At 61.2% G+C, this 21,989-nt stretch carries 24 protein-coding genes; 12 read left to right on the top strand and 12 right to left on the bottom strand.

The features are described 5' to 3' along the window. Positions 1–47 precede the first annotated feature (47 nt). Positions 48–917 carry a sugar phosphate isomerase/epimerase family protein gene (locus LRO94_RS12890; RefSeq protein WP_032891098.1) on the bottom strand — a complete coding sequence of 290 codons (870 nt, stop codon included), beginning with the start codon at positions 915–917 and terminating at the stop codon, positions 48–50. 26 nt (positions 918–943) lie between these two features. Further along, positions 944–1,108, bottom strand: coding sequence for a rubredoxin (locus tag LRO94_RS12885; protein ID WP_016968943.1), 165 nt, complete (start codon positions 1,106–1,108; stop codon positions 944–946). Between the two features lie 158 nt (positions 1,109–1,266). Between LRO94_RS12885 and LRO94_RS12880 the strand changes: the two genes are divergently transcribed. Continuing rightward, complete coding sequence (locus tag LRO94_RS12880; protein ID WP_179179128.1) at positions 1,267–2,691, top strand: aminotransferase-like domain-containing protein; 1,425 nt, start codon at positions 1,267–1,269, stop codon at positions 2,689–2,691. 1 nt (position 2,692) lies between these two features. On the opposite strand, the gene LRO94_RS12875 is transcribed toward LRO94_RS12880, so the two are convergent. The 5 genes from LRO94_RS12875 to LRO94_RS12855 form a co-directional block, all read right to left on the bottom strand. Continuing rightward, entirely contained in the window at positions 2,693–4,117 is a 1,425-nt protein-coding gene (locus LRO94_RS12875) for a M10 family metallopeptidase C-terminal domain-containing protein (RefSeq protein WP_050442881.1), read from the bottom strand. 223 nt (positions 4,118–4,340) lie between these two features. Continuing rightward, a complete protein-coding gene (locus LRO94_RS12870; protein ID WP_032891095.1) occupies positions 4,341–5,006 on the bottom strand; it encodes a methionine ABC transporter permease in 666 nt (221 codons plus the stop codon). Next, complete coding sequence (locus LRO94_RS12865) at positions 5,003–5,749, bottom strand: methionine ABC transporter ATP-binding protein (RefSeq protein ID WP_081797886.1); 747 nt, start codon at positions 5,747–5,749, stop codon at positions 5,003–5,005. Before LRO94_RS12865 ends, LRO94_RS12870 begins: the two co-directional genes overlap by 4 nt. Continuing rightward, on the bottom strand, positions 5,746–6,540 hold the full coding sequence (locus LRO94_RS12860) for a MetQ/NlpA family ABC transporter substrate-binding protein (protein ID WP_032891093.1): 795 nt from the start codon (positions 6,538–6,540) through the stop codon (positions 5,746–5,748). Before LRO94_RS12860 ends, LRO94_RS12865 begins: the two co-directional genes overlap by 4 nt. Positions 6,541–6,554: 14 nt before the next feature. Further along, the gene (locus LRO94_RS12855; RefSeq protein WP_032891092.1) at positions 6,555–7,592 is read right to left on the bottom strand and encodes an isopenicillin N synthase family dioxygenase; all 1,038 of its coding nucleotides are present in this window, start codon (positions 7,590–7,592) and stop codon (positions 6,555–6,557) included. A 337-nt stretch (positions 7,593–7,929) separates the two neighbouring features. Between LRO94_RS12855 and LRO94_RS12850 the strand changes: the two genes are divergently transcribed. From LRO94_RS12850 to LRO94_RS12830, 5 genes are all read left to right on the top strand, one after another. Next, positions 7,930–9,180: a ribonucleotide-diphosphate reductase subunit beta gene (locus LRO94_RS12850; protein WP_179179129.1), complete on the top strand. Its 1,251-nt coding sequence runs from the start codon at positions 7,930–7,932 to the stop codon at positions 9,178–9,180. A 150-nt stretch (positions 9,181–9,330) separates the two neighbouring features. Beyond that, positions 9,331–9,819: a DUF1289 domain-containing protein gene (locus LRO94_RS12845; RefSeq protein ID WP_032886826.1), complete on the top strand. Its 489-nt coding sequence runs from the start codon at positions 9,331–9,333 to the stop codon at positions 9,817–9,819. 50 nt (positions 9,820–9,869) lie between these two features. After that, positions 9,870–10,796 (top strand): class I SAM-dependent methyltransferase, encoded by a 927-nt coding sequence (locus LRO94_RS12840; protein ID WP_122681678.1) that lies wholly within the window; start codon positions 9,870–9,872, stop codon positions 10,794–10,796. Between the two features lie 148 nt (positions 10,797–10,944). Continuing rightward, entirely contained in the window at positions 10,945–11,661 is a 717-nt protein-coding gene (gene pcsA / locus LRO94_RS12835) for a phosphatidylcholine synthase (protein WP_032886829.1), read from the top strand. Between the two features lie 195 nt (positions 11,662–11,856). Next, a complete protein-coding gene (locus LRO94_RS12830; RefSeq protein WP_032886830.1) occupies positions 11,857–12,636 on the top strand; it encodes a TSUP family transporter in 780 nt (259 codons plus the stop codon). Here LRO94_RS12830 and nudC read toward each other — a convergent pair. Both nudC and LRO94_RS12820 read right to left on the bottom strand, forming a co-directional pair. Then, the gene (nudC, locus tag LRO94_RS12825) at positions 12,604–13,437 is read right to left on the bottom strand and encodes an NAD(+) diphosphatase (RefSeq protein WP_032886832.1); all 834 of its coding nucleotides are present in this window, start codon (positions 13,435–13,437) and stop codon (positions 12,604–12,606) included. The two genes, LRO94_RS12830 and nudC, sit on opposite strands and share 33 nt — an antisense overlap. A 5-nt stretch (positions 13,438–13,442) precedes the next feature. Next, positions 13,443–14,255: a crotonase/enoyl-CoA hydratase family protein gene (locus LRO94_RS12820; protein ID WP_032886833.1), complete on the bottom strand. Its 813-nt coding sequence runs from the start codon at positions 14,253–14,255 to the stop codon at positions 13,443–13,445. 160 nt (positions 14,256–14,415) lie between these two features. Between LRO94_RS12820 and LRO94_RS12815 the strand changes: the two genes are divergently transcribed. The 3 genes from LRO94_RS12815 to LRO94_RS12805 all read left to right on the top strand — a co-directional run bounded on the left by LRO94_RS12815 (position 14,416) and on the right by LRO94_RS12805 (position 16,739). After that, the gene (locus LRO94_RS12815) at positions 14,416–14,970 is read left to right on the top strand and encodes a UPF0149 family protein (RefSeq protein ID WP_032886834.1); all 555 of its coding nucleotides are present in this window, start codon (positions 14,416–14,418) and stop codon (positions 14,968–14,970) included. A gap of 90 nt (positions 14,971–15,060) precedes the next feature. Continuing rightward, positions 15,061–16,317: a 3-phosphoshikimate 1-carboxyvinyltransferase gene (locus tag LRO94_RS12810; protein WP_032886836.1), complete on the top strand. Its 1,257-nt coding sequence runs from the start codon at positions 15,061–15,063 to the stop codon at positions 16,315–16,317. Between the two features lie 32 nt (positions 16,318–16,349). Continuing rightward, positions 16,350–16,739: a hypothetical protein gene (locus LRO94_RS12805; protein WP_032886837.1), complete on the top strand. Its 390-nt coding sequence runs from the start codon at positions 16,350–16,352 to the stop codon at positions 16,737–16,739. Between the two features lies 1 nt (position 16,740). Here the strand turns inward: LRO94_RS12805 and LRO94_RS12800 are convergent, their stop codons facing one another. Continuing rightward, entirely contained in the window at positions 16,741–17,340 is a 600-nt protein-coding gene (locus LRO94_RS12800; protein ID WP_122681680.1) for an NAD(P)H-dependent oxidoreductase, read from the bottom strand. An 82-nt stretch (positions 17,341–17,422) separates the two neighbouring features. On the opposite strand from LRO94_RS12800, the gene LRO94_RS12795 reads away from it, so the two are divergent. After that, positions 17,423–18,058, top strand: a complete 636-nt coding sequence (locus LRO94_RS12795; RefSeq protein WP_179179130.1) for a TetR/AcrR family transcriptional regulator — start codon at positions 17,423–17,425, stop codon at positions 18,056–18,058. 43 nt (positions 18,059–18,101) lie between these two features. Here the strand turns inward: LRO94_RS12795 and LRO94_RS12790 are convergent, their stop codons facing one another. Both LRO94_RS12790 and LRO94_RS12785 read right to left on the bottom strand, forming a co-directional pair. Beyond that, complete coding sequence (locus LRO94_RS12790; protein WP_032886840.1) at positions 18,102–18,779, bottom strand: GNAT family N-acetyltransferase; 678 nt, start codon at positions 18,777–18,779, stop codon at positions 18,102–18,104. 56 nt (positions 18,780–18,835) lie between these two features. Next, entirely contained in the window at positions 18,836–19,717 is an 882-nt protein-coding gene (locus LRO94_RS12785; protein WP_095185856.1) for a LysR family transcriptional regulator, read from the bottom strand. 113 nt (positions 19,718–19,830) lie between these two features. Between LRO94_RS12785 and LRO94_RS12780 the strand changes: the two genes are divergently transcribed. Further along, positions 19,831–21,045: an MFS transporter gene (locus LRO94_RS12780; protein ID WP_179179131.1), complete on the top strand. Its 1,215-nt coding sequence runs from the start codon at positions 19,831–19,833 to the stop codon at positions 21,043–21,045. A gap of 81 nt (positions 21,046–21,126) precedes the next feature. After that, complete coding sequence (locus LRO94_RS12775) at positions 21,127–21,978, top strand: CAP domain-containing protein (RefSeq protein ID WP_032886845.1); 852 nt, start codon at positions 21,127–21,129, stop codon at positions 21,976–21,978. Positions 21,979–21,989: the final 11 nt, after the last annotated feature.

Raw genomic sequence — 21,989 nt, 5'->3', positions numbered from 1 at the left:
AAACGAAAGCCGTGGGACGGGCACACCGGCGCCCGCCCCGGTATCCATCAGGCGACAGCGATCTCGGTGGTCAGGGATTCGCGGTACATCACCGCCAGCTCACCAAGGGCGGCCTTTGCGGTCTGGTTGCGGGTTTCGAAGGCCACCAGGCCTTTCCAGTTGGTTTCGACAATGGCCTGCACCACGTCGGCGTAATCGCAGTTGCCGTCATGAATACCAAAGTGCTGGTCCTGCACACCATTGTTATTGCTGAAGGAAATACCCTTGATCAGGTGGTGATACTTGCGCACCACCTCGGCCGGCAGACCGTTTTCGATATTGGCGTGGCCCGCATCGAGGAAGAAGTACACGTTGGGGTGGGCCTGCAGACGCTCGAACACAAAGGCGTATTCGGCTTCATGGGTGAAGATGTAGTGGAACGGCCGGTAATTGACGTAGTTCGACAGGTTCTCAAGGTAGATGTCCACGCCCTTGGACTCGGCGTAACGCGCCAGTTCCTGGACCGACTTGAGGTAGTGCTCCAGGGCGACTTTCTTGGCCATCAGCACCATTTTTGGCTCGACGATGCAGCCACCGTGGATGATCAGCGGCGCGCCCAGGCGGCTGGCAATATCAACTTCTTTCTTCACGTATTCGACGGCCGCCACGCGAAAGGCGTCCACATCACTGCCCAGCGGCGCCTTGAAATTGCCGTGGTACACCGGTTTCACACCAGTGGCCGCGATCTGCTCCTGCAGGCTGGCGATGCGCTCATCGGTCCAGTCATCGACCATTTCGCCGAACAGGCTGCCATCGATATACCAGTGGGTGCACCCGCCTTCGATGGCAGTGTCCAGGCCCTTCTCGGCGGCCAGGTATTTCTGGTGGGCCACACCGGTACAGAACGGCACGGCGGCGTTAATCAGTTTGTTTTCCATGAAGCGATTCCTTTCGTGATGGAGCGTTACAGTTCAATGGCCATGAAATCGGCCTTGGTCACGCCGCAATCCGGGCATGTCCAGTCTTCCGGCACCTCTTCCCAAGGGGTACCGGCCGGGATTCCGTCTTCAGGAATGCCCAATTCTTCTACGTACATAAATCCGCAGGGCGCACACATATAAGTCTTCATGAGAATGCGAAATCCATGGTTCGCTGGTAGGAAAGTTCGCCAATTCCGGGCGAGATGGCGCGCAGTCTAGGGGAGCGGCATTGCACAAGGCAGGTGAAGTGATGCCTAATCCGGCCTAACTTCACCGGTAAAATCACCAGCAAACACAAGGAAGGTTTATGTTTGTATCCGCCATCGCCTTTGTGGACGGCACGCCGAAGGTGCAGCAGATCGTCGAGGCGTTCAGCCAAGCCATCGAAAACGGCGAATGGGCGCCCGGCAGCAAATTACCGTCGGTGCGCGAACTGACCCAGACCCTGGGCGTCAGCAAGTTCACCCTCAATGAAGCTCTGGACCGCCTGCGCGGGCGCCACCTGCTCACCTCCAGCCAGGGCCGTGGCTACTTCGTGGCGATGGACAGCGCGCGCCCGGCATCGGTGGCGTGGGTCGACCTGCTGCCCCAGGACCTGCTTAGCGTGTTGCGTCGCCCGTTGGTCACCGCAAGCGGCGAACTGCGCCCTGGCGGCGGCCACCTGCCGGAAGAATGGCTGGACGCCGATGCTATCCGCCAGGCCATGCGCAGCGTGGTGCGCGCGCCGTCGCTGCGCATCGCCGGGCTGGGCACACCGGCCGGACTACTGCCGTTGCGCCAGGCCCTGCAACAGAAGCTGCACGGCGAAGGTTTGTCGGTGCCGGTGGAGCAGATCATCACCACCCCCAACACCGTGCAGGGCCTGGACATGCTGATGCGCCTGCTCGCCCGTCCCGGCGACACGGTGCTGCTCGACGCGCCGTGCTACTTCAACTTTCACGCCAACCTGGCGTTGCATGGGGTCAAGGTGGTGACGATCCAGCGCCGTCCCGATGGTTTCGATTTCGCCGCCCTCGAACAGCTATTGGCCGAACACCGTCCCAGCCTGTACCTGACCACCAGCGTGCTGCATAACCCAACAGGTCACTCCTTCAGTCCCAGCCAGGCGTTTCGGCTGTTGCAACTGACCCAGCAGTATCACTGCCATATCGTCGAGGATGACCTCTACGGCGACCTGCACCCCAACCCGCCACCGCGCCTGGCTGCCGTCGCCGGCCTGGAGCAAGTCACCTATCTGTCGGGGTTCTCGAAGATTCTGAGCGCCAACACCCGCGTCAGTTTTGTGGTGGCCGCACCGCAACTGGCGGCCAATTTGACCAATATGAAGTTAATGAGCGGCGGCGTGACTTCGGAGCTGTTCGAGCAGATCGTCTACCGCATGCTCAGCGAAGGCAGCTACGCCAAGCACCGCAAGCGCATGGTCCAGCGCTTGATGGAAGCCGGTGGCCGCGTCGAGCAATGGCTCAAGCGTTGCGGGTGTGAATTGCCGATGGCGTATGAAGGCGGGATGTTTATCTGGGCGCGGCTGCCGCCAGGGGTCAACGGCGAGCTGTTGGCTCAGGAAGCCTTGAAACGCAGCATGGTGCTGGCGCCGGGCGCGCTGTTTGGCTACGACCCGGCCCATCGCGATTCGATGCGTTTCAACGTGGCCCACAGCGATGAGCCACGGGTGCAACGGGTGTTTGAAGCGCTGTTGCGCCAGAGTATCGGGCAGGATCACGCCCCTGCCTGAATCAACCTACGATATCGCCGCGTTGCAGTTTGCCCTCCACGACAAGGACAAAGTTCGCCTCACCAGGCTTGCCGGTAATCTGTAACGCGCTCATTTCCAGAACCGGGTCATACACAAGCTTTGCCTCACCGACGGCGCCGGAAAATTCGCTGACAAAGCTCAGCGCTGACTTGCCCAGTGCTGCCGTAAGGCCAGACACATCGACCCGGTCTTCGCCACTGACAAAGTCCATGATCCGGTCGAGGGCGACCTCAGTCGATTCACGGGTATGCCCATAGACGAATACGTCCTTGCCCTTTTCTCCCCAAAGTATGTCGGCCCCTTCTGCTCCGTATAAACGGTCGTCGCCCTCGCCGCCTTTCAGCGTGTTGGCAACTTCATTGCCCACCAGCAAGTCATTGCCGGCACCGCTGATGACGTTCTCAAGGGTTGTCCCGTACGCGATAGCGATATTGCCCTTGAGGCCGCCCACATCGGAGAAGGTCCCTTCTTTCAAGCTGATTTGCTGATCTTGCCTGTAGCCGGAGAAGTCCAGCGTATCAACACCACCGCCATCCCAAATGGCAGCCACCATCTTGTCTTCAGGGGCATGAACACTCAGGAAGTCTCGATCCGTATTGGCGTTGAAACCATAGGTAGTGTCATTTTTGCGGGTGTCACGGTTGGCACCGTATTTCTTCTGGTAAGCGCTGATATCGTCCAGTTGCGGCGCCGACGACATGAAGCCGCGGTGGTGCATGTACGTACTGCGCTCGCCTCTGTAGCTCATGACGGTATGACTACGAGAGTCCTCTGAGGAATCGACCTGCCCTGGCTTCAACCCGGCGGCACCGTACGCCCCTGGATGGCTAAGGCCCATAGCGTGTCCCAGCTCATGAACAACGGTGCGCCGACCGGAATTACCAAGGGCCGCGTTGGCCACCGCAGACTGGGTTTTTGTGTTCACAAACCAGACATCACCACTGTTTTTATTGCCGGGATAAGGCAAAAAAGCATGGTTGGTGTAGGAATAGGGACGGCCATTGCGATCGATCATATGGCCGTAATTGCCGATCGTGATATGCCCCTCGCTGCTGGGACTTCTTGCCCCTTGGGTAAACCTGACGTTGGCGACATCTTCGATAGATTGCAAGCTGAGCCGGGTCTGTTGCCGCTGGTGCTCGCCAATCGGAGTAAACCCGACTCTGCCGAACCGTCGTGTATCCGCGCCGGCAGGCGGGACACGAAACTCGTAGGTCACATCGGTACGACCGTCACCATTCTTGTCCGGCCAACCAGGGCTCTGTCGCCAGAGCTGTTGGGTGGCGTCCTCCGACGACTTGGACGGCAATCCGTTGTGCTCGATGCCCTCACCGCGTTTATCGCGCTGCAGGAAGTGTTGGAGGTTCTGGAAGGTAGTGCTGGTGTGGGAGGAAATAGTCGTCATGCTCATACTCTGATCAGGCGAGGAAGGTCCCCGGATCATCAGCATTGCGCCTGAGCTGCGATGTCAGGCTTGTGCGCAACCACCAAGCGTTCGCGCTGATAACAGCCTGGCAATCGACGCTCCAGACGGTAGGAAATAATCACCGCCCCGCGCGTCCCTTGAGCATGCAGTGATTGACCCGCACGACGCTGGCGTGCGGCACACCCTACCCGGCGCAGCACCTCTATCGGCGATGGGCCAATGACCGCACGCAACGATCCCCCAGGCTCTGCACGCCCTGCACCAACACCACCAGCACAATCACCGTGACTACCATGATCTGGTTGTTGAAGCGCTGGTAACCGTAGCGGATAGCGAGGTCGCCCAAGCCGCCACCGCCGATCACCCCGGCCATGGACGAAAAACCGATCAGCATCACCAGGGTCAAGGTCACTCCGGCCACCAGTGCCGGCAAGGCTTCGGGCAACAGGACCTTGAGGATCACATGGCGAATATCACCGCCCATGGCCACGATGGCTTCGATACGACCCTTGTCCACTTCATCCAGGGCGGTTTCGACAATGCGCGCAAAGAACGGAAACGCGCCAATAGTGATCGGCACCACGGCGGCGGTGCTGCCCAGGGTGGTGCCGACGATCAGGCGCGTCAGCGGGATCAGCGCGATCAACATCACCACGAAGGGCAATGAGCGCCCCAGGTTGATCACCCCGCCCAATACCCGGTTGAGGCGCGGCAACGGTAACAAGCCATCGCGTCGGCTGATAAACAGCAACACGCCCAGAGGCAGGCCGATCAACAGGGTGAATAGCCCGGCCAGCAGCACCATATAGAGGGTTTCGCCGGTGGCGTTGAGCAGCAACTGCAGGATGTCGTTCCAATCGGTTTTCATACGGCCCTCACCACTTGCGGGCTCGGCGTCAGCGAGCGGCCCAGGCGCGAGGATGGGTCGGCCTGCAACTGCAGCAGCGTGCCACTTTCCACCACGCGGCCATCCGCCAGGGACACCGCGCTGTCACAGATCGCCTTGACCACGTCCAGTTCGTGGGTGATCAGCACGATGGTCACGCCAAGCTGTCGGTTGATGTCGCGCAACAGCTCAAGAATCGAGGTGGTGGTTTCCGGGTCGAGGGCGCTGGTGGCCTCATCCGACAGCAGATACGCCGGCCGCGCCGCCAATGCACGGGCAATGCCCACGCGCTGCTTCTGTCCGCCAGACAACTGTGACGGAAACGCCTGGGCCTTGTCGCTCAACCCCACCAACGCCAGCAGCTCTGCAACTCGCGCCGCACGTTCGGCCTTGGGCACATTGGCGATTTCCAGCGGCACCGCGACGTTATCCGCCACGTTGCGCGAATGCAGCAGGTTGAACCCTTGGAAGATCATGCCGATGCGCTGGCGTTGCTGGCGCAGTTGCTTGTCGTTCAGCAGGGTCAGGTCCTGGCCATCCAGCAGGATGCGCCCGGATGTGGGCCGTTCGAGCAGATTCAGGCAGCGCAGCAAGGTGCTTTTACCTGCGCCACTGCGCCCCACAATGCCAAAAATCGCGCCGTCGGCGATCTGCAACGACACGTTATCCAGCGCCGCTGGCTGGCCGTCGGCGTAGGTTTTGCTGACGCCCTCGACAACGATCATTCGACGGCCACCGGAATCACCGAACCGGCGTATTTCTCAGTAATGAACTTGGCCACCGCTGGCGAACGCAGATCGTTGGCCAGTTGTTGGATGCGCGGGTCTTGCAGCAGCTTCGGTGTGGTCACCAGGATATTCGCGTAGGGGTTGCCCTTGGCCTGCTCCAGGCCCAGTGCATCCTTGGCCGGTTCCAAGCCAGCTTCAAGGGCGAAGTTGCCATTGATCACAGCCAGGTCTACATCGTCCAGAGCGCGCGGAATCTGCGGCGATTCGATTTCCAGAATCTTCAAATGCTTGGGGTTTTCGGCAATGTCCTTAGGTGTGGCCTGGTCCTTGGAAGCGTCGTTGAAACCGGGCTTGAGCTTGATCAAGCCATTGGCTTGCAGCAGGTACAGGGCACGGCTGAGATTGGTGACATTGTTCGGCACAGCGACGGTGCCTTTGTCCGGCACCTGAGCGAAGTTGGTATGGCGGCGGGAATAGATGCCCAGTGGCTCGATATGCACGGTGGCGGCCACCGCGAACTTCTGGCCCAGGGCCTGCTCCTGGGAATTGAGGTACGGCAAGTGCTGGAAGTAATTGGCGTCCACATCGCCATGGGCCAGCAATTCGTTGGAATTCACGCCGCTGGGGATTTCGATGATCTTCAGGTTCAGGCTCGGGTCGAGCTTCTGCACGTATTCAAGGATCTGTGCATGGGGAATCGGGTCAGCGGCCACGCGCAATGCATCAGCGGCCGACACACTGAATGAGGCCAGCAACGCCGCCAGGGTAAGGGTGGTGGTTTTCAACATGGATGATCTCCTGATCAGGCGGACAGTGCGTGGGGTAACGTGGCGTCGGCGTAGAAGCGTTGGGCGACATCGGGGTGGGAGCGCAGGCGGCCCTTGAGGTAATTCCAGCCCACGTCACGCAGCAACGGGTTGCGCGGATCGCTCTCCGGGCCATGGGCGTCGCGCAACAGTTCGGGCGTCAGTTGGTACACCGGCACCACCGCGTCCAGTTGCGCACCAAGGAAAAACGCCAGGGACAAGCGCTCGCTGCCCACCGGCGGAGACACCACCCGGTGCACGGTGGCGCGCAGGTAACCGTTACTGGCCAGTTCAAGCAGCTCGCCGATGTTGACCACGAGGGTGTCGGGGCGCGGCGCGGCATCGATCCAACGGCCCTCTTCCACTTCCACCTGCAAACCGGCCTGCTGGTCTTGCAGCAGAAAGCTGAGGAAACCCGAGTCCTTGTGTGCGCCCACGCCTTGGCGACTTTGCTGGGCGTGGCGGCCGGGGTAGCGGATCAGCTTGATGTGTTCGTTGGGTTTGTCGCCATACAACGCGTCGAAAGCGTTTTCCGGCAGGGACAAGGCCTGGGCGAAGGCGCGCAGCAGGCGCAGGGCCATTTGTGTCATCGCCTGTTGCCAGCCCAGTACCAGCGGTTTGAGTTGGGGTAACGCGGTCGGCCATTGGTTGGGGCCTTGCAGGCGTGCCCAGGCGGCCGGGTATTGATCCAGCGCCAACGGCTCTCGTTCTGCGCCGACGTCGAACTGTTCACGCAGGTCCGGCTGGCCACGGGTGATCTCGGACGCCGCGCGGTTGTAACCGCGAAAATGCGGCGAATTGAGCATGCCCACCGCCAGCTTGTCGGCCTCGGGCAAGGCAAAAAATGCGCGCGCCTGCTGCTGCACCTCGGCCAGCAGCGACGGGTCGATGCCGTGGCCGGTGAGGTAGAAAAATCCGATATGCCGCGCTGCCAGGCGCAGCTCATCGAGAAACTGCTGGCGCTGCTGCGGGCTGCCGTCGAGTTGCGACAGGTCCAACAGCGGCAAGGTGGTGATTGACTGCACGTGGGCCATCGGCGGCTCGCTCCTTGAACAGAATCCGTTAGAAGCATCCAAGCTAAACGATCTTAAAAACCCCCAATAAATATCTTTTTGGAATTAGCTTAGGCGCGCCGTAGAGCCTTCCCGCGCCCCCTGGCCCCTGCGACAGTCAAGCCATTGTTGTTCGTTGACCAACCTTGTTACACACCATATAGTGTGCCCACAAACAGAACAGACCACTACATAGTGTGCAGTATCGGTATTTACCGACCACACTATGCGCACTATTTCAATGCCTAGTAGCCTGCAAATCGCATATTTTTTGGACGGCTTTACAGGCCGTCAAAACAGAACAGAAGGGAGTATTTCAATGCTGAGTTGGGATGAAGTCGACAACGAAGACACCGGTGCAGCGGTGATCAAGGGCGCCAACGCCGGCCACGCCAGTGAAGCCAACATGGACCGCCTCGACGGTGCCGGCGCCGCTGCCGCGCTGGAAGCACGCCATGTGACTGCCAACGACTCCGCCGCCATCGTGCGCGCCAAGGCTGCCCTGGACAAACTCGACGTCGCCGAAGGCCTCGCCGAACTCGAAGGCACCTCCGCCCGCGTCGCCGTTGACGAAAAACGCATGATCAACTGCCGCGCCGACCTCAACCAACTCGTGCCCTTCAAGTACGACTGGGCCTGGCAGAAGTACCTCGACGGCTGCGCCAACCACTGGATGCCGCAAGAGGTCAACATGACCGCCGACATCGCCCTGTGGAAAAACCCCGAAGGCCTGACCGACGACGAACGCCGCATCGTCATGCGCAACCTGGGCTTCTTCTCCACCGCTGACTCCCTTGTCGCCAACAACCTGGTGCTGGCCGTGTACCGCCTGATCACCAACCCGGAGTGCCGCCAGTACATCCTGCGCCAGGCCTTCGAAGAAGCAATCCACACCCACGCCTATCAGTACTGCATCGAATCGTTGGCCATGGATGAAGGCGAGATCTTCAACATGTACCACGAGATTCCATCGGTCGCTAAGAAAGCGGCTTGGGGCCTGAAGTACACCCGTTCGATCTCCGATCCGAAGTTCGAAACCGGCACCGTTGAGACCGACAAAGAACTGCTGCGCAACCTCGTTGCTTACTACTGCGTGCTGGAAGGCATCTTCTTCTACTGCGGCTTCACCCAGATCCTCTCCATGGGTCGCCGCAACAAAATGACCGGCGTGGCGGAACAGTTCCAGTACATCCTGCGCGATGAGTCGATGCACTTGAACTTCGGTATCGATGTGATCAACCAGATCAAAATCGAAAACCCACACCTGTGGGATGCCGAGATGAAGGAAGAAGCGACCCAGATGATCCTGCAAGGGACTCAGCTGGAGATTGAATATGCTCGCGACACCATGCCGCGCGGCGTATTGGGCATGAACGCGGCGATGATGGAGGATTACCTCAAGTTCATCGCTAACCGTCGCCTGTCGCAGATCGGTCTTAAAGAAGAGTATCCGGGGACCACTAACCCGTTCCCGTGGATGAGCGAAATCATGGACTTGAAGAAAGAGAAAAACTTCTTCGAAACCCGTGTGATCGAGTATCAGACTGGCGGCGCGCTGAGCTGGGACTAACTATCCGCACAGATCCAACGTGTGAGAGGGGGCTTGCTCCCGATAGCAGTGGTTCAGTTAAAACATCTTTGACTGATACACCGCATTCGGGAGCAAGCCCCCTCCTACATTGGGAACGCGGTGTTCCATCAACTTTGCAAATTGCCTTTTATGCCCAACCAAACCATTAAAACCCCGTGCGTCGGCCTGTGCTCCACCGTTTACGGTGACCTGGTCTGCCGAGGCTGCAAGCGTTATCACCATGAAGTGATCCAGTGGAATGGCTACAACGCCGAGGAAAAGCAGGCGGTATGGCTGCGCCTTGAGCAGTTGCTGGTGCAAGTGATGACCAGCAAGCTCGAAGTGTTCGATCCGCAGCGCCTGCGCCAGCAACTCGAAGACCGCAAGATTCGGTTCATGCCGCATCAGTCGCCGTATTGCTGGGCTTACCAGCTAATTGCCCGGGGTGCGCGGGTGATTTCCAAACTCGACGCTTACGGGTTGGCGTTGTTGCCGGAGTTTCGTGAGCGACACCTGGCGGATTTGCGCGATGCGATCGACCGCGAGTTTTTTCTGCTGTCAGAAGCGCATTACGAGCGGTATATCGCCCCAGGTTTTATCCGCGAGGCATTTGGTCCACCGTTGATCGCTGCCTTTTAAACCCTCAATTGTGGTTAAAATGCCGCCCGCTCAACGACCGACGCTCAACGATGACCCCAGACGCACTTGCCACTCTGCACGCCCACCTGCTTACCGCCCTGGCCAGCGCACCGGCTGAAACCCGACGCCTTTTCCATGGCCGTGGCCGCTGCTGGCCTGGGCTGGAACAGTTGACGGTGGACTGGCTGCAAGGGGTTATTCTGGTCGCGCTGTTCAAGGAGCCCGAGCCGGCGCACCTGCAGGCGTTGCATCAGCTGCTGATCGACTTCGACTGGGCTCGATTCGGCGCCCACACCGTCGCGCTGCAACACCGCTACCTGCCGCAAAGCACCACCGAATGGCTGGTGGGCGAGGCCATCGACGAATTGACCATCACCGAAGGCGGCCTGCGCTACCTGATTGACTTGGGCAAAAAGCAGAACAGTGGGCTATTCCTCGACATGCGCTACGGCCGCAACTGGGTGCGCGAACAAGCCAAGGGCCAGCGCGTGCTCAATCTGTTTGCCTATACCTGCGGTTTCTCAGTGGCAGCCATCGAAGGCGGCGCCGACCACGTGGTTAACCTCGACATGGCCCGTGGCGCCCTGAGCCGCGGCCGTGACAACCATCGCCTGAACGGTCATGACTTGAGCAACGTCACCTTTCTGGGCCACGACTTGTTCAAGTCTTGGGCCAAGGTCACCAACAGCGGTCCCTACGACCTGGTGATCATCGACCCGCCGTCCTTTCAGAAAGGCAGCTTCCTGCTCACCAAGGACTACCAACGAGTACTACGCCGCCTGCCGGATTTGCTCACGGCGCAGGGCACGGTGCTCGCCTGCATGAACGACCCGGCCTTTGGCGAAGACTTCCTGATCGACGGCGTGACCCGCGAGGCTCCAGGCCTGCGATATGTAGAACGCCTGGAAAACCCGCCGGAATTTCCGGATATTGACGCGCAAAGTGGCCTCAAGGCCCTGGTGTTCCGTCAAGGCTGATGCCGAAACGTCCTACGCTTGCTACGCTAAGTGATACGCCGGGCGGTGAACCTTATGACCCCCTTCCCGGTCGATACCTGCATTCCCCGGCCAGACTCGACGGCGTCACGTTGTCGGCTGCCCCGTTTCACCCTTTGGAGAACCGCCCGTGATATCGACCCTGCATGTAGCCAGAATCAAAGCCTGGGGCGCCCACGGCTTCACTGCCACCGGCGTGGTGCTGGCGTTTTTGGCCACTCTGGCGCTGCTGGAGAACTCACCCAAGGCCTGCCTGCTGTGGCTGGGCCTGGCGCTGGTGGTGGACGGCGTCGACGGCTCCCTGGCGCGACGGTTGAATGTCAGCACGGTTCTGCCCAGCTTTGACGGCTCGGTACTGGACCTGGTGATCGACTACCTCACCTATGTGTTCATTCCGGCACTGTTCATCTACCGCTACATCGACCTGCCGGAATTCACCCATCTGTTCACGGTGTCGGTGATCCTGGTCTCGTCGCTGTTCTGCTTCTGCAACGTCAACATGAAGAGCAAGGACAACTACTTCGTCGGCTTCCCCGCCGCCTGGAACGTGGTTGCCCTGTGCGTATACATCATCCAGCCGGAGGCCTGGGTCACGCTGCTGACCGTGATCGGCCTGGCCCTGCTGACTGTGACGCCGATGAAGTTCCTGCACCCGTTCCGGGTCAAGCGCTTCATGCCAATCAATATCGCCGTGACCACGATCTGGTTGCTGTGCAGCTTTTTGATGGTGGTGGATTATCCCAATACCAACCCGTGGACGTTCGGGTTGTGGTCGGTGATGTCGGCGTATTTCCTGGGGATTTGCATCTGGCGCACGGCGCTGGAGTGGTTGGGCACCCACAAATAGCCAACCGGACACGGTAAAACATGTGGGAGGGGGCTTGCCCCCGATGACGGTGCATCAGTGACAGATAAGCTGACTGGCACACCGCAATCGGGGACAAGCCCCCTCCCACATTTGGTTCTGCGTCCCTCTGGGAGGTAAGATGGCGGCCCTTCGCACAGCGCTTTGCTGCGCACTGCCAACCATAAGCCCTGCCCAATGCCTTTCGAACTTAGCGTAGACCTCACCACCCTCGCCATTCTCGCCGTCGTGGCCTTTGTCGCCGGTTTCATCGACGCCATCGCCGGTGGCGGCGGCCTGCTGACCACGCCCGCCCTGCTCACCGCAGGCATGCCACCGCACTTGGTATTGGGCACCAACAAGCTCAGTTCTACCTTCGGTTCGGCCACCGCCAGCTTTACCTTCTACCGCCGCAAGCTGTTCCACCCACGCCAGTGGGTTCACGCCATCGTCGGCACGTTGATCGGTGCATTGACCGGCGCGGTCGTCGCCCACTACCTGCCCGCCGAAACCCTGAACAAAATGCTCCCGGTGATCGTCTTCGGTTGCGGCCTGTACCTACTGTTTGGCGGCACGCCCAAGGCAGCGCTGGATAACGACGCGCCGATCAAGAAGAAATGGCAGTCCACCCAAGGCTTCGGCCTGGGTTTCTACGATGGCGTGGCCGGCCCCGGTACCGGCGCGTTCTGGACGGTCAGCACCATGTTGCTGCACCCCATTGACCTGGTGAAGGCCAGCGGCGTTGCGCGCAGCATGAACTTTGTCAGCAACGCGGCAGCGCTGTCGGTGTTTATCTTCAACGGGTCAGTGGACTGGATAGTCGGGCTGGCAATGGGCGTGTCGGTGATGTGTGGCGCATTCTTTGGCGCACGCAGCGCAATCAGCGGCGGCGCCAAATTCATTCGCCCGGTGTTCATCACCGTGGTCCTCGGCCTGACGGTGCGCCTAGCCTGGCAGCACTGGTTCAGCGTGGCCTAAGCGACGGGCCAGGTAGAGGTCGATCAGGTAGCGCGCAATCGAACGTGAAGCGGGCAACGGCGGCAGATCGTGGATGTTGAACCACTGCGCGTCCTCGATCTCGTCAGCCTGGGGCACGATATCGCCACCGGCGTACTCGGCGTGAAAGCCCAGCATCATCGAATGGGGGAACGGCCAGCACTGGCTGCCCATGTACTGAATGTTCTTGACCTCCACCTGCACTTCCTCGCGCACCTCGCGAATCAGGCAGTCCTCGGCCGACTCGCCCGGCTCGGCAAACCCCGCCAGCGTGCTGTACACGCCAGTGACAAAACGCGGTGAACGCGCCAACAGAATCTCGTCGCCGCGGGTCACCAGCACGATCATGCTCGGCGAGATCCGCGGGTAACTGCGCAGGTCGCAGGCCTGGCAGAACATCGCTCGCTCCCGCGGCACCTGGACCATGGCCTGGCCGCAACTGCCGCAAAAACGATGCTCCCGCGCCCAGGTGCCGATCTGGGCGGCGTATCCGAGCACTTTGTACAGGGTGTGATCGCCTTGCAGCATAAAGCCGCGCAGGCCTTGCCAGCCGCAGCCCGGCACGTCAGCGGCGGAGTTAAGTTCCAGCAAGTACACCGGCTCCCCGTCGAGGTGTCCGATACCGTGCTCGGCGAACACCGACAAGTCCTGGCGCTTGAGCCATTCCCGAGGGAACAGCGGGCCATTGGTGTCATGTAAAAAGCCGTCGCGGCTGCGGGCGACAGCCCAGCCGCCGGGAGTGTCGTTGTCCAGCAACGTTGTGGTAATCCAGCCTTGGGTCATGTCAGTCAATCCACGAATTCGGGTTTCTGCTTACTCATATGGGCCGCGATGGCCACGCGCAGGTCGTTGGATTGCAACATAGCCGAGTTCCAGGTGGCAACGTATTCGAGACCATCATTGACCGTATGGTCACGCATATAACTGATCATGGCCTTGGTGCCGGTCACAGCAATCGGCGACTTGGCGGCGATCTGATGCGCGATTTCCAGTACGCCGGCCAGCAGTTGCTCGTGATCGGGATAAACGCGGTTGACCAGGCCAATGCTGCGCGCTTCCTCGGCACCGAATTGGCGACCGGTATAGGCCAGCTCACGCAGCATGCCGTCACCGATGATGCGTGGCAGGCGTTGCAGGGTGCCGACGTCGGCAGCCATGCCGATGTCGATTTCCTTGATGGAAAACTGTGCGTCTTCAGCCGCGTAGCGCATGTCGCAGGCGCTGATCAGGTCGATGGCGCCGCCGATGCAATAGCCGTGGATCGCCGCCAATACCGGCTTGCGGCAGTTGTCGACCGCGTTGAACGAGGCTTGCAGCTCCAGGATTTTGCGGCGCAGCAGCCGCGCGTTGCGGCCCACGTCCTTGCCAAAGGCGTTGGCCACGGAGGCCAACATCATCAGGTCGATACCGGACGAGAAATGCTTGCCGGCGCCGCTGAGGACCACGGCACGCACGGCGTCGGTGTCTTCGACCCATTGGAAAATGTCGATGATCTCGGTCCAGAACACCGCGTTCATCGCGTTGATCTTTTCCGGGCGGTTGATCTGCACATGGGCAACGTTGCCAGTGACTTCGACGACGAACGCTTGGTATTCGGACATGGCAGTGATCCCTGACTGGCGAGTGATAAGGCCCGAACTATAACAAGGGTCCACCACGGCGCATCGGCCAAAAGCGGGACTGGCAAAAAACCCTGCCAGGCGCCATCCTTGGCGCTTTAAGCCGCCTTCTGTGCGGCGCTCGACGTTTTAAGGAAATGCCATGCACGCCCAACCCCTTGCCCCCGCCGATTTCGACTTCATCGAAGAAACCCTGCTCAAGTACGGCGATGACCATTCGGTGCTGAACCTGGCGGAGCTCGACGGTTACTTCACCGCATTGGTGTCCAGCCCGGCACAGGTGGATGTAGCCGAGTGGTTCCCGGCAATCTGGGGTGGTCAGAACCCTGAATGGGACAGCATGGACGACGCCCAGCGCTTTCTGGAGTTGTGCGTACGTCACAGCAACACCCTGGCCGCCCAACTGGCGACCGACGCACAAGGCTTCAAAGCACGCTTCGACGACACCGAACATCAAGGCCAAACCGTAACCCTCGCGGAAGAATGGTGCTTTGGCTATATCCGAGGCGCAGCCATCGGCAACTGGCCGCAACTGCCTGCCGAACAGGCCGCGCAGTTGGAGAAAATCTCCTGGTGCGCCGAGCAGGACAACTTCGAGTTGCCGGCCGACCTGGATGTGCAGGCTCACCAGCAACGCGTCAGCGAGATCGAACCGGCCGCGCGGGCCCTGCATGATTACTGGTTGAGCCGGCGCTAAACCTCGACAAGCACTGCACCTTTGGCCGATTATTCGGGTCCGCCCGTCGGCCACTCCGTCCCACCTTGCCTTGATCAGGAGCCTTGTACCTTGAGTTCGCAGAAAACCGTGACCGTTACACCGCCCAACTTCCCCCTGAACGGCAAGGTCGCACCGCCCGGCTCCAAGTCCATTACCAACCGCGCCCTGCTGCTGGCCGCCCTGGCCAAGGGCACCAGCCGCCTCAGTGGCGCGCTGAAAAGCGACGACACCCGCCACATGTCGGTGGCCCTGCGCCAAATGGGCGTCACCATCGATGAGCCGGATGACACCACCTTTGTCGTCACAGGCAGCGGCAAGCTTCAATTGCCTGCGCAACCGCTGTTCCTGGGCAATGCCGGCACGGCGATGCGCTTTCTCACCGCCGCCGTCGCCACCGTCGAAGGCGCCGTGGTGCTGGACGGCGACCACTATATGCAGAAGCGCCCGATCGGCCCGCTGCTGACCACCCTCAGCGAGAACGGCATCCAGGTCGACAGCCCGACCGGTTGCCCACCGGTGACCGTGCACGGCGTGGGCAAGGTCCAGGCCAAGCGTTTTGAGATCGACGGCGGTTTGTCCAGCCAATATGTCTCGGCCCTGTTGATGCTGGCCGCGTGCGGTGAAGCTCCGATTGAGGTGGCGTTGACCGGCAAGGACATCGGCGCCCGTGGCTACGTGGACCTGACCCTGGACTGCATGCGTGCCTTCGGGGCGCAGGTTGATGAGGTCAACGACACCACCTGGCGTGTAGCCCCCACTGGCTACACCGCCCATGACTACTTGATCGAACCCGACGCGTCCGCTGCCACGTACCTGTGGGCTGCTGAAGTGTTGACCGGTGGCCGTATCGACATCGGCGTGGCCGCGCAGGACTTCACCCAACCGGACGCCAAGGCCCAGGCCGTGATCGCCCAGTTCCCGAACATGCAGGCCACCGTGGTCGGCTCGCAGATGCAGGACGCGATCCCGACGCTGGCCGTGCTGGCCGCGTTCAACAACACCCCGGTGCGCTTCACAGAGCTGGCCAACCTTCGGGTCAAGGAATGTGATCGCGTGCAGGCACTGCATGACGGCCTCAATGAAATCCGTCCGGGCCTGGCGACCATCGAAGGCGATGACCTGCTGGTGGCCGCTGATCCTGGACTGGCCGGTACATCGTGCAACGCGCTCATCGACACCCACGCCGACCACCGCATCGCCATGTGCTTTGCCCTGGCTGGTTTGAAAGTGTCGGGTATCCGCATCCAGGATCCGGACTGCGTCGCCAAGACCTATCCTGAGTACTGGAAGGCCCTGGGCAGTCTTGGGGTCGCGCTGAGCTACTGAGTCAGCGGCGCCAAAATGGGGAGGGAATGCACATGACAATTCGCCAACCCTGCCCACCCGGCGCCTGTGTCTGCGACCGCGAGCAATTGCTTGAAGCCCCCGGCGCCGACCTGCGCATCCTCAACCTCACGCGCCAGGAAGAAAAACGCCTGCTCGACCGCCTCGAAGACCTCAAGAGCCTGCAAGACCTGGAGCGCATGCAACAGCTGATGTACCAGCAATTGGGCATTCGCGTGCATATCGCGCCGGGGCACACCGAGGTCAAGAGCATGCGCGGGATCCAGATCGTTATCGACGAACTGCCGGGCATGTGCCGCAAGACCCGGCAATCGATCCCGGCGGCGATTCGTCGAGGTCTTGAGAAACGCCCGGAAATCGCCTACCGCCTGCTGGATGCCCACGACCTGTTTCGCGAGGGTTGACTCAACCGGCGACCGTCTCGGCTTCGAACAGCCGCTGCCCGACGGCCTTTGCCGTTTTCAGATGCGCCTCGGCTGCTCCGCCCTCTGAGTCCAACAACAACTCGGACGTCACCACCTTCGCTCCACAGTAATCAAAGATGCCGTAGTCGATCTGCGTGCGCATCGCCGTGGCATAGCCGTGGCGGTCAAACGCGCCGGCATCCGCAGCGCCGAGGGCCAACAGGTGCACCTGCAAATGCCGCAGTTTTTTCACCACTGGGGTATCCGGGCCGTAGTCGATCGCCCAGCCATTGACGAACACTCGATCGACCCACCCCTTGAGCAGCCCCGGCAGCGACCACCAGTAGATAGGGAAAGCGAGCACCAAGGCGTCGGCGCGGTCGAGCCGCGCCTGTTCAGCGAGCACATCGGCCGGTGGCGTGGCGTGGTTACGGTGTACGCGGTGGTCGGCGGCGGTGTAGCGCGGGTCGAAACCTTCGGCGGCGAGGTCGGCGATTTCGTAGGTGTGGCCGCAACCGCTGAGGCCTGCAGCGACTTGCGTGGCGATGCTGTGGGTGAGGGATTGTGGGTCGTGATGAGCAACAACGATCAGTGCGTGCATGACATTGACTCTCTTTCGGTTTAGGCTGGGATTAGTTACTTTTGGTAAGTTAATTCAAATAAATTACTTTTGGTATATAAGCATGTCAAGCACTGAATCCCCTGCCCCACGTCGTCGTTTGTCCCGTGAGGATCGCCTGCATCAATTGTTGGAAGTGGCCTGGCAACTGGTGCGCGAGGAAGGCACCGACGCCCTGACCCTGGGCCGCCTGGCGGAACTGGCGGGCGTGACCAAGCCGGTGGTCTACGACCATTTCGTCACCCGTGCGGGGTTGTTGGCCGCGCTGTATGAAGACTTCGACGGGCGTCAGAACCAAGCCTTTGCCGATGCCATCGAAGCCAGCAGTGAAACCCTGCAAGACCGCGCCTGGGTCATCGCAGCGTCCTACGTGGACTGCGTGTTATTGCAGGGGCGGGAAATTCCGGGCGTGACCGCCGCGTTGAGCGGTTCACCGGAACTGGAAGCGCTGAAGCGCAAATACGAGGCCATTTTTCTCGACAAATGCCGTGACGCCCTGGCGCCCTTCGCCCCCAACGGCACGCTGTCACAAGCCGGCCTGCGGGCCATGCTGGGCGCAGCGGAAGCCTTGTCCCACGCAGCGGCCGACGGCGAAATCAGCCGAGAAGAAGCCCAGCACGAATTGTTGGCGATCCTATTGGCGATGGTTAACCGCGCGCCTGTTTTGTCGCCTGACCCACTGCAATCGCTGCCTCGCTAAAGCTCGGGAGCGCCTACAGGGGATCGGTGGTTGGCGCTCTGTTTCAGCCCCGCTCCTGCACGAACAACCGGACTTTGCGCGTCAATTGGTCAAGATGCCTATCCCGCTGCTTCTCAGCGTCGACCATCGCCCGCTTGCCGTGTTTTTGCAGCAGGTAGGTATGGATCTGCCGCACTTCGAGGGAGCTATAGATCGCGGCCACGTCCAGCACGCCCATCAGGCCATCCGTGCCGTAGTCGCGAGTGTTCATCAGCACCTGGGTGCCACGTGCGGCGCGGACTTGAAAGCCCAGGGCTTCGAACGCAGGCACCTTTTCCACGGCACACGCCAATTCGGCATGGGGATAGCGCGCCAGCACGTCTTGCATCATCCCCCGTGCCACGCCCTGGCGGCGCAAACCGGCTTTTACAGCCATGAAGGCAATGCCACAGGCTTCGGGATCATCCTTCACCGGCAGGCAGAGCAAAAAACCGATGACGGTCTCCGAGTCCTCGGCGTCGGTAGCCACGATCAGTTCGACGTCAATGCCCTTCTCCCCATTCAGCGCCTGCAGGTAAAGGTGCACTTCAAAGCCAACCGCATACTGGTAGATGTTGTAGAGCAGGTTGCTCGGCGGCAACGCGACGCTGCTGATGTCAGTGAGGTTGTCTACCACCATCTGCAGGATCTGGCCGTTGATGGGCTCGGGGCATGGTGTGGTGTAGCGGGTAAGGCTGAACATGCAAATTCCTGGGGGTTCACGTCTAGGCAGCGGGGATTGTACCTGTTGCGCACGGTCTATTGCCCGCAGACCTCACGCAGGCACCCGCGCAGCCAGCGGTGCGCCAAGTCCGCGTCCAGCCGTGGGTGCCAGAGCATCGCAACAGTAAAGGTCGGCAACGTCAGCGGCAGGGCAAAGCAAAACAGGTCGCGACGGTGGGCGGTGTAGCGTTCCGGCACACTGGCGATCAGGTCGGTGTCGCGGGCCAGGGAGATGGCAGTGGAGAAACCCGCGACGATGCTGGTGATCTGCCGCGTGAAGCCCAAGGTTTCAAGCGCATCGTCGATCTGACCGCGCGCCTGCCCACGCCGCGAGACATAGACGTGCTGGCCCTCGGCATAACGCGCGACGCTGATTTCACCCCGGCTCAGGGGATGGCCGTTGCGCACTACGCCAATCAAGCGGTCGCGGAACAACGCCTGGGTCAGCACTTCAGGGCTGGCAGTGGGATCGACCACGCCGGTTTCCAGATCGACACTGCCGTCGCGCAGCAGCGTGCTGTCCTTGTCGTTTTTATTGATAAAACGCAGGCGCACGCCGGGCGCCTCTCGGGCGATGCGTGCCAGCAGCGCCGGGCCAAAGTTTTCGACGAACTCTTCACTAGTGCGCAAGGTGAAGGTACGCGCCACCACCGCCATGTCCACAGACTGCGCAGGCCGCAGCACCGCGTGGGCAGCCTGAACCAAATCACTGACCTGTTCACGCAGCTCCACCGCCCGTGGCGTGGGCACCAGGCCGCGACCGGCGCGCACCAGCAAGGGGTCGCCGGTGGTTTCACGCAGGCGGGCCAAGGCGCGACTCATGGCTGAGGGGCTCAAACCCAGGCGCTTGGCCGCGCCGGCGACGCTGCCTTCGGCGAGCAGCACATCCAGGGTGATCAGCAAATTCAGATCAGGCATAAGAGGTTCTCATCAGGCGTTTGGTGCAGGTATTCACTGCAACTCCTGCGTCTTCCGCCATGTTAGGCGACGCCGTAGATTTGTGACAGTTGCTTTCATTCAAGGAATTGCCCATGTCTACGTCCCCGCGCGGCAGCCTCATCAGCCTGTCGCTGTCCATGCTGCTGGCCTCACTCGGCACCAGCATCGCCAATGTGGGCCTGCCCAGCCTGACGCAGGCGTTCGACGCGTCCTTCCACGCCGTGCAGTGGGTGGTGCTGGCGTATCTGCTGGCGATCACGGCGGTGATCCTCAGCGCCGGCCGCCTGGGTGATCGCCTGGGGCGACGTCGGTTGCTAATAGGCGGCTTGCTGCTGTTCAGCCTGGCCTGCGGGCTGTGCGGCGGCGCGTCCTCGCTCAACGCGCTGATTGCCGCGCGCAGCCTGCAAGGCCTTGGTGCAGCGATCATGATGGCCATGGCCTTGGGCATGGTCGGCGATACCGTGCCCCAGGGCCGCACCGGCCGGGTGATGGGTTTGCTGGGCACCATGTCGGCGGTCGGAACCGCCATGGGCCCCAGCGTCGGAGGCGTGTTGCTGAGCCTGTGGGGCTGGCGTGCATTGTTTCTGGTGGGCGTGCCGCTGGGCCTGCTGGCCGTCGCCCTTGCCTGGCGTTTTCTGCCGGTGGATCAGCGACACACGCCGGCATCCAGCGACCTGGGTATCTGGGCGTTGTTAAAGGATTCGTCATTGCGCACGGGCTTGGCGATAAGCGCGCTGGTAGCGGCGGTGATCATGGCCACCTTCGTTGTCGGGCCGTTTTACCTGTCCCGTGGTTTGGGGATCGACCCAGCCTCGATGGGCCTGGCCATGGCGGTCGGGCCCTGTGTCGCAGCAATCACCGGCATACCGGCGGGCCGCCTGACCGACCGCCTGGGCAGCCAACGCATGACCTGCAGCGGGCTCGGCATTCTGCTGTGCGGTGCCCTGCTGCTGACGTTGGCTTCGGAGTTGTTCACCTACCTGGGCGCGCTGATTGTTTTGACGGCGGGCTACAGTCTCTTCCAGGCGGCGAACAATACCGCCGTGATGCGCAATGTCGCTGCGATTCGGCGCGGCACGGTCTCGGGTCTATTGAACCTGTCGCGCAACCTCGGCCTGATTGTCGGAGCTTGGGCACTCAGCGCCGTATTCGCTTGGACTGCACCCGATATAACCCACGCCACCCCACAATCACTGGCGAATGGCCTGCACGCCACCTTCGCCGTCGCGTGCGGCCTGATCCTCCTGGCCGCAGTGATGGCATCGGGCCGCAACCGCGCCGTGAACGGCCTTCATAACCCCCACTGAGGCAAAAAAACAAAAAAGGCGTTGCGCCAGATGGGGTTACATCGCGCATCATGGGCACTTTCAAGCTCAAGGGTAACGTCCATGCGCGTTCTGTCATTGATGATGGGTCTTACGACGCTGGCCGCCAGTACGGTGTTCTGCGCCAGCGCGATGGCGAATGAAGAAAGTCAGCTGGTGCAACAGATCAACGAGTACCGCAGCCAGGTGCAGCGCTGCGGTGACCAGGGTTCCCAGGAACTGCCGCCACTGGCGAGCGACACACGGCTGGTGCTGCCGGCCACTAACGTCGGCGACCTTCAGCAGGCGCTGGCCCGGGCCGCGTATCCGATGGTGAACGTGCAGGCCATCAGCCTGTCCGGTCCCAAGGATGCTCAGTCCGCGATGAAGGCGGTGCGCGAGAGCTTCTGCCGGGTGGTGCTGGATCCGCAATTTATCGACATCGGCGTGAGCAACAGCGGTCAGGACTGGCGCATCGTGCTGGCCCGGCCCTTACTGTCCAGCGGACTGGGGGATTGGCAGACTGAAGGCCGGAAACTGCTGGACTTGATCAACGCCGCCCGTACACAACCTCGCCAATGCGGCACCCAGGCATTTACCGCGACCACCCCGTTGTCGTGGAACGACACCCTGGCCAGCGCCGCCAACAGCCACACGCGCAACATGGCCAACGGCAATTTCTTCGACCATCTGGACCACGACGGCCGCACGCCCGGCGACCGCGCCGAGCTGGCCGGATACATCGCCAAAAACATCGGCGAAAACATCGCCGCCGGCCTGGACACCCCGCGCAAGGTGGTCGATGGCTGGCTCGCCAGCCCCGGTCATTGTGCCAACCTGATGAACCCGCAATTTCGAGAACTGGGCGCGGCCTACGCCATGGACCCGAAGAGTGATGCGGGCATTTACTGGACCGGTTTGTTCGGCACGCAATGAAGGTTGGGCAA

Origin of the sequence: Pseudomonas sivasensis (genome assembly GCF_021391435.1) — a bacterium.
GTDB classification, from domain to species: Bacteria; Pseudomonadota; Gammaproteobacteria; order Pseudomonadales; family Pseudomonadaceae; genus Aquipseudomonas; species Aquipseudomonas sivasensis.
Note: the sequence above shows the minus strand (reverse complement) of the source record. Positions and strands in the feature narration are given on the sequence as shown.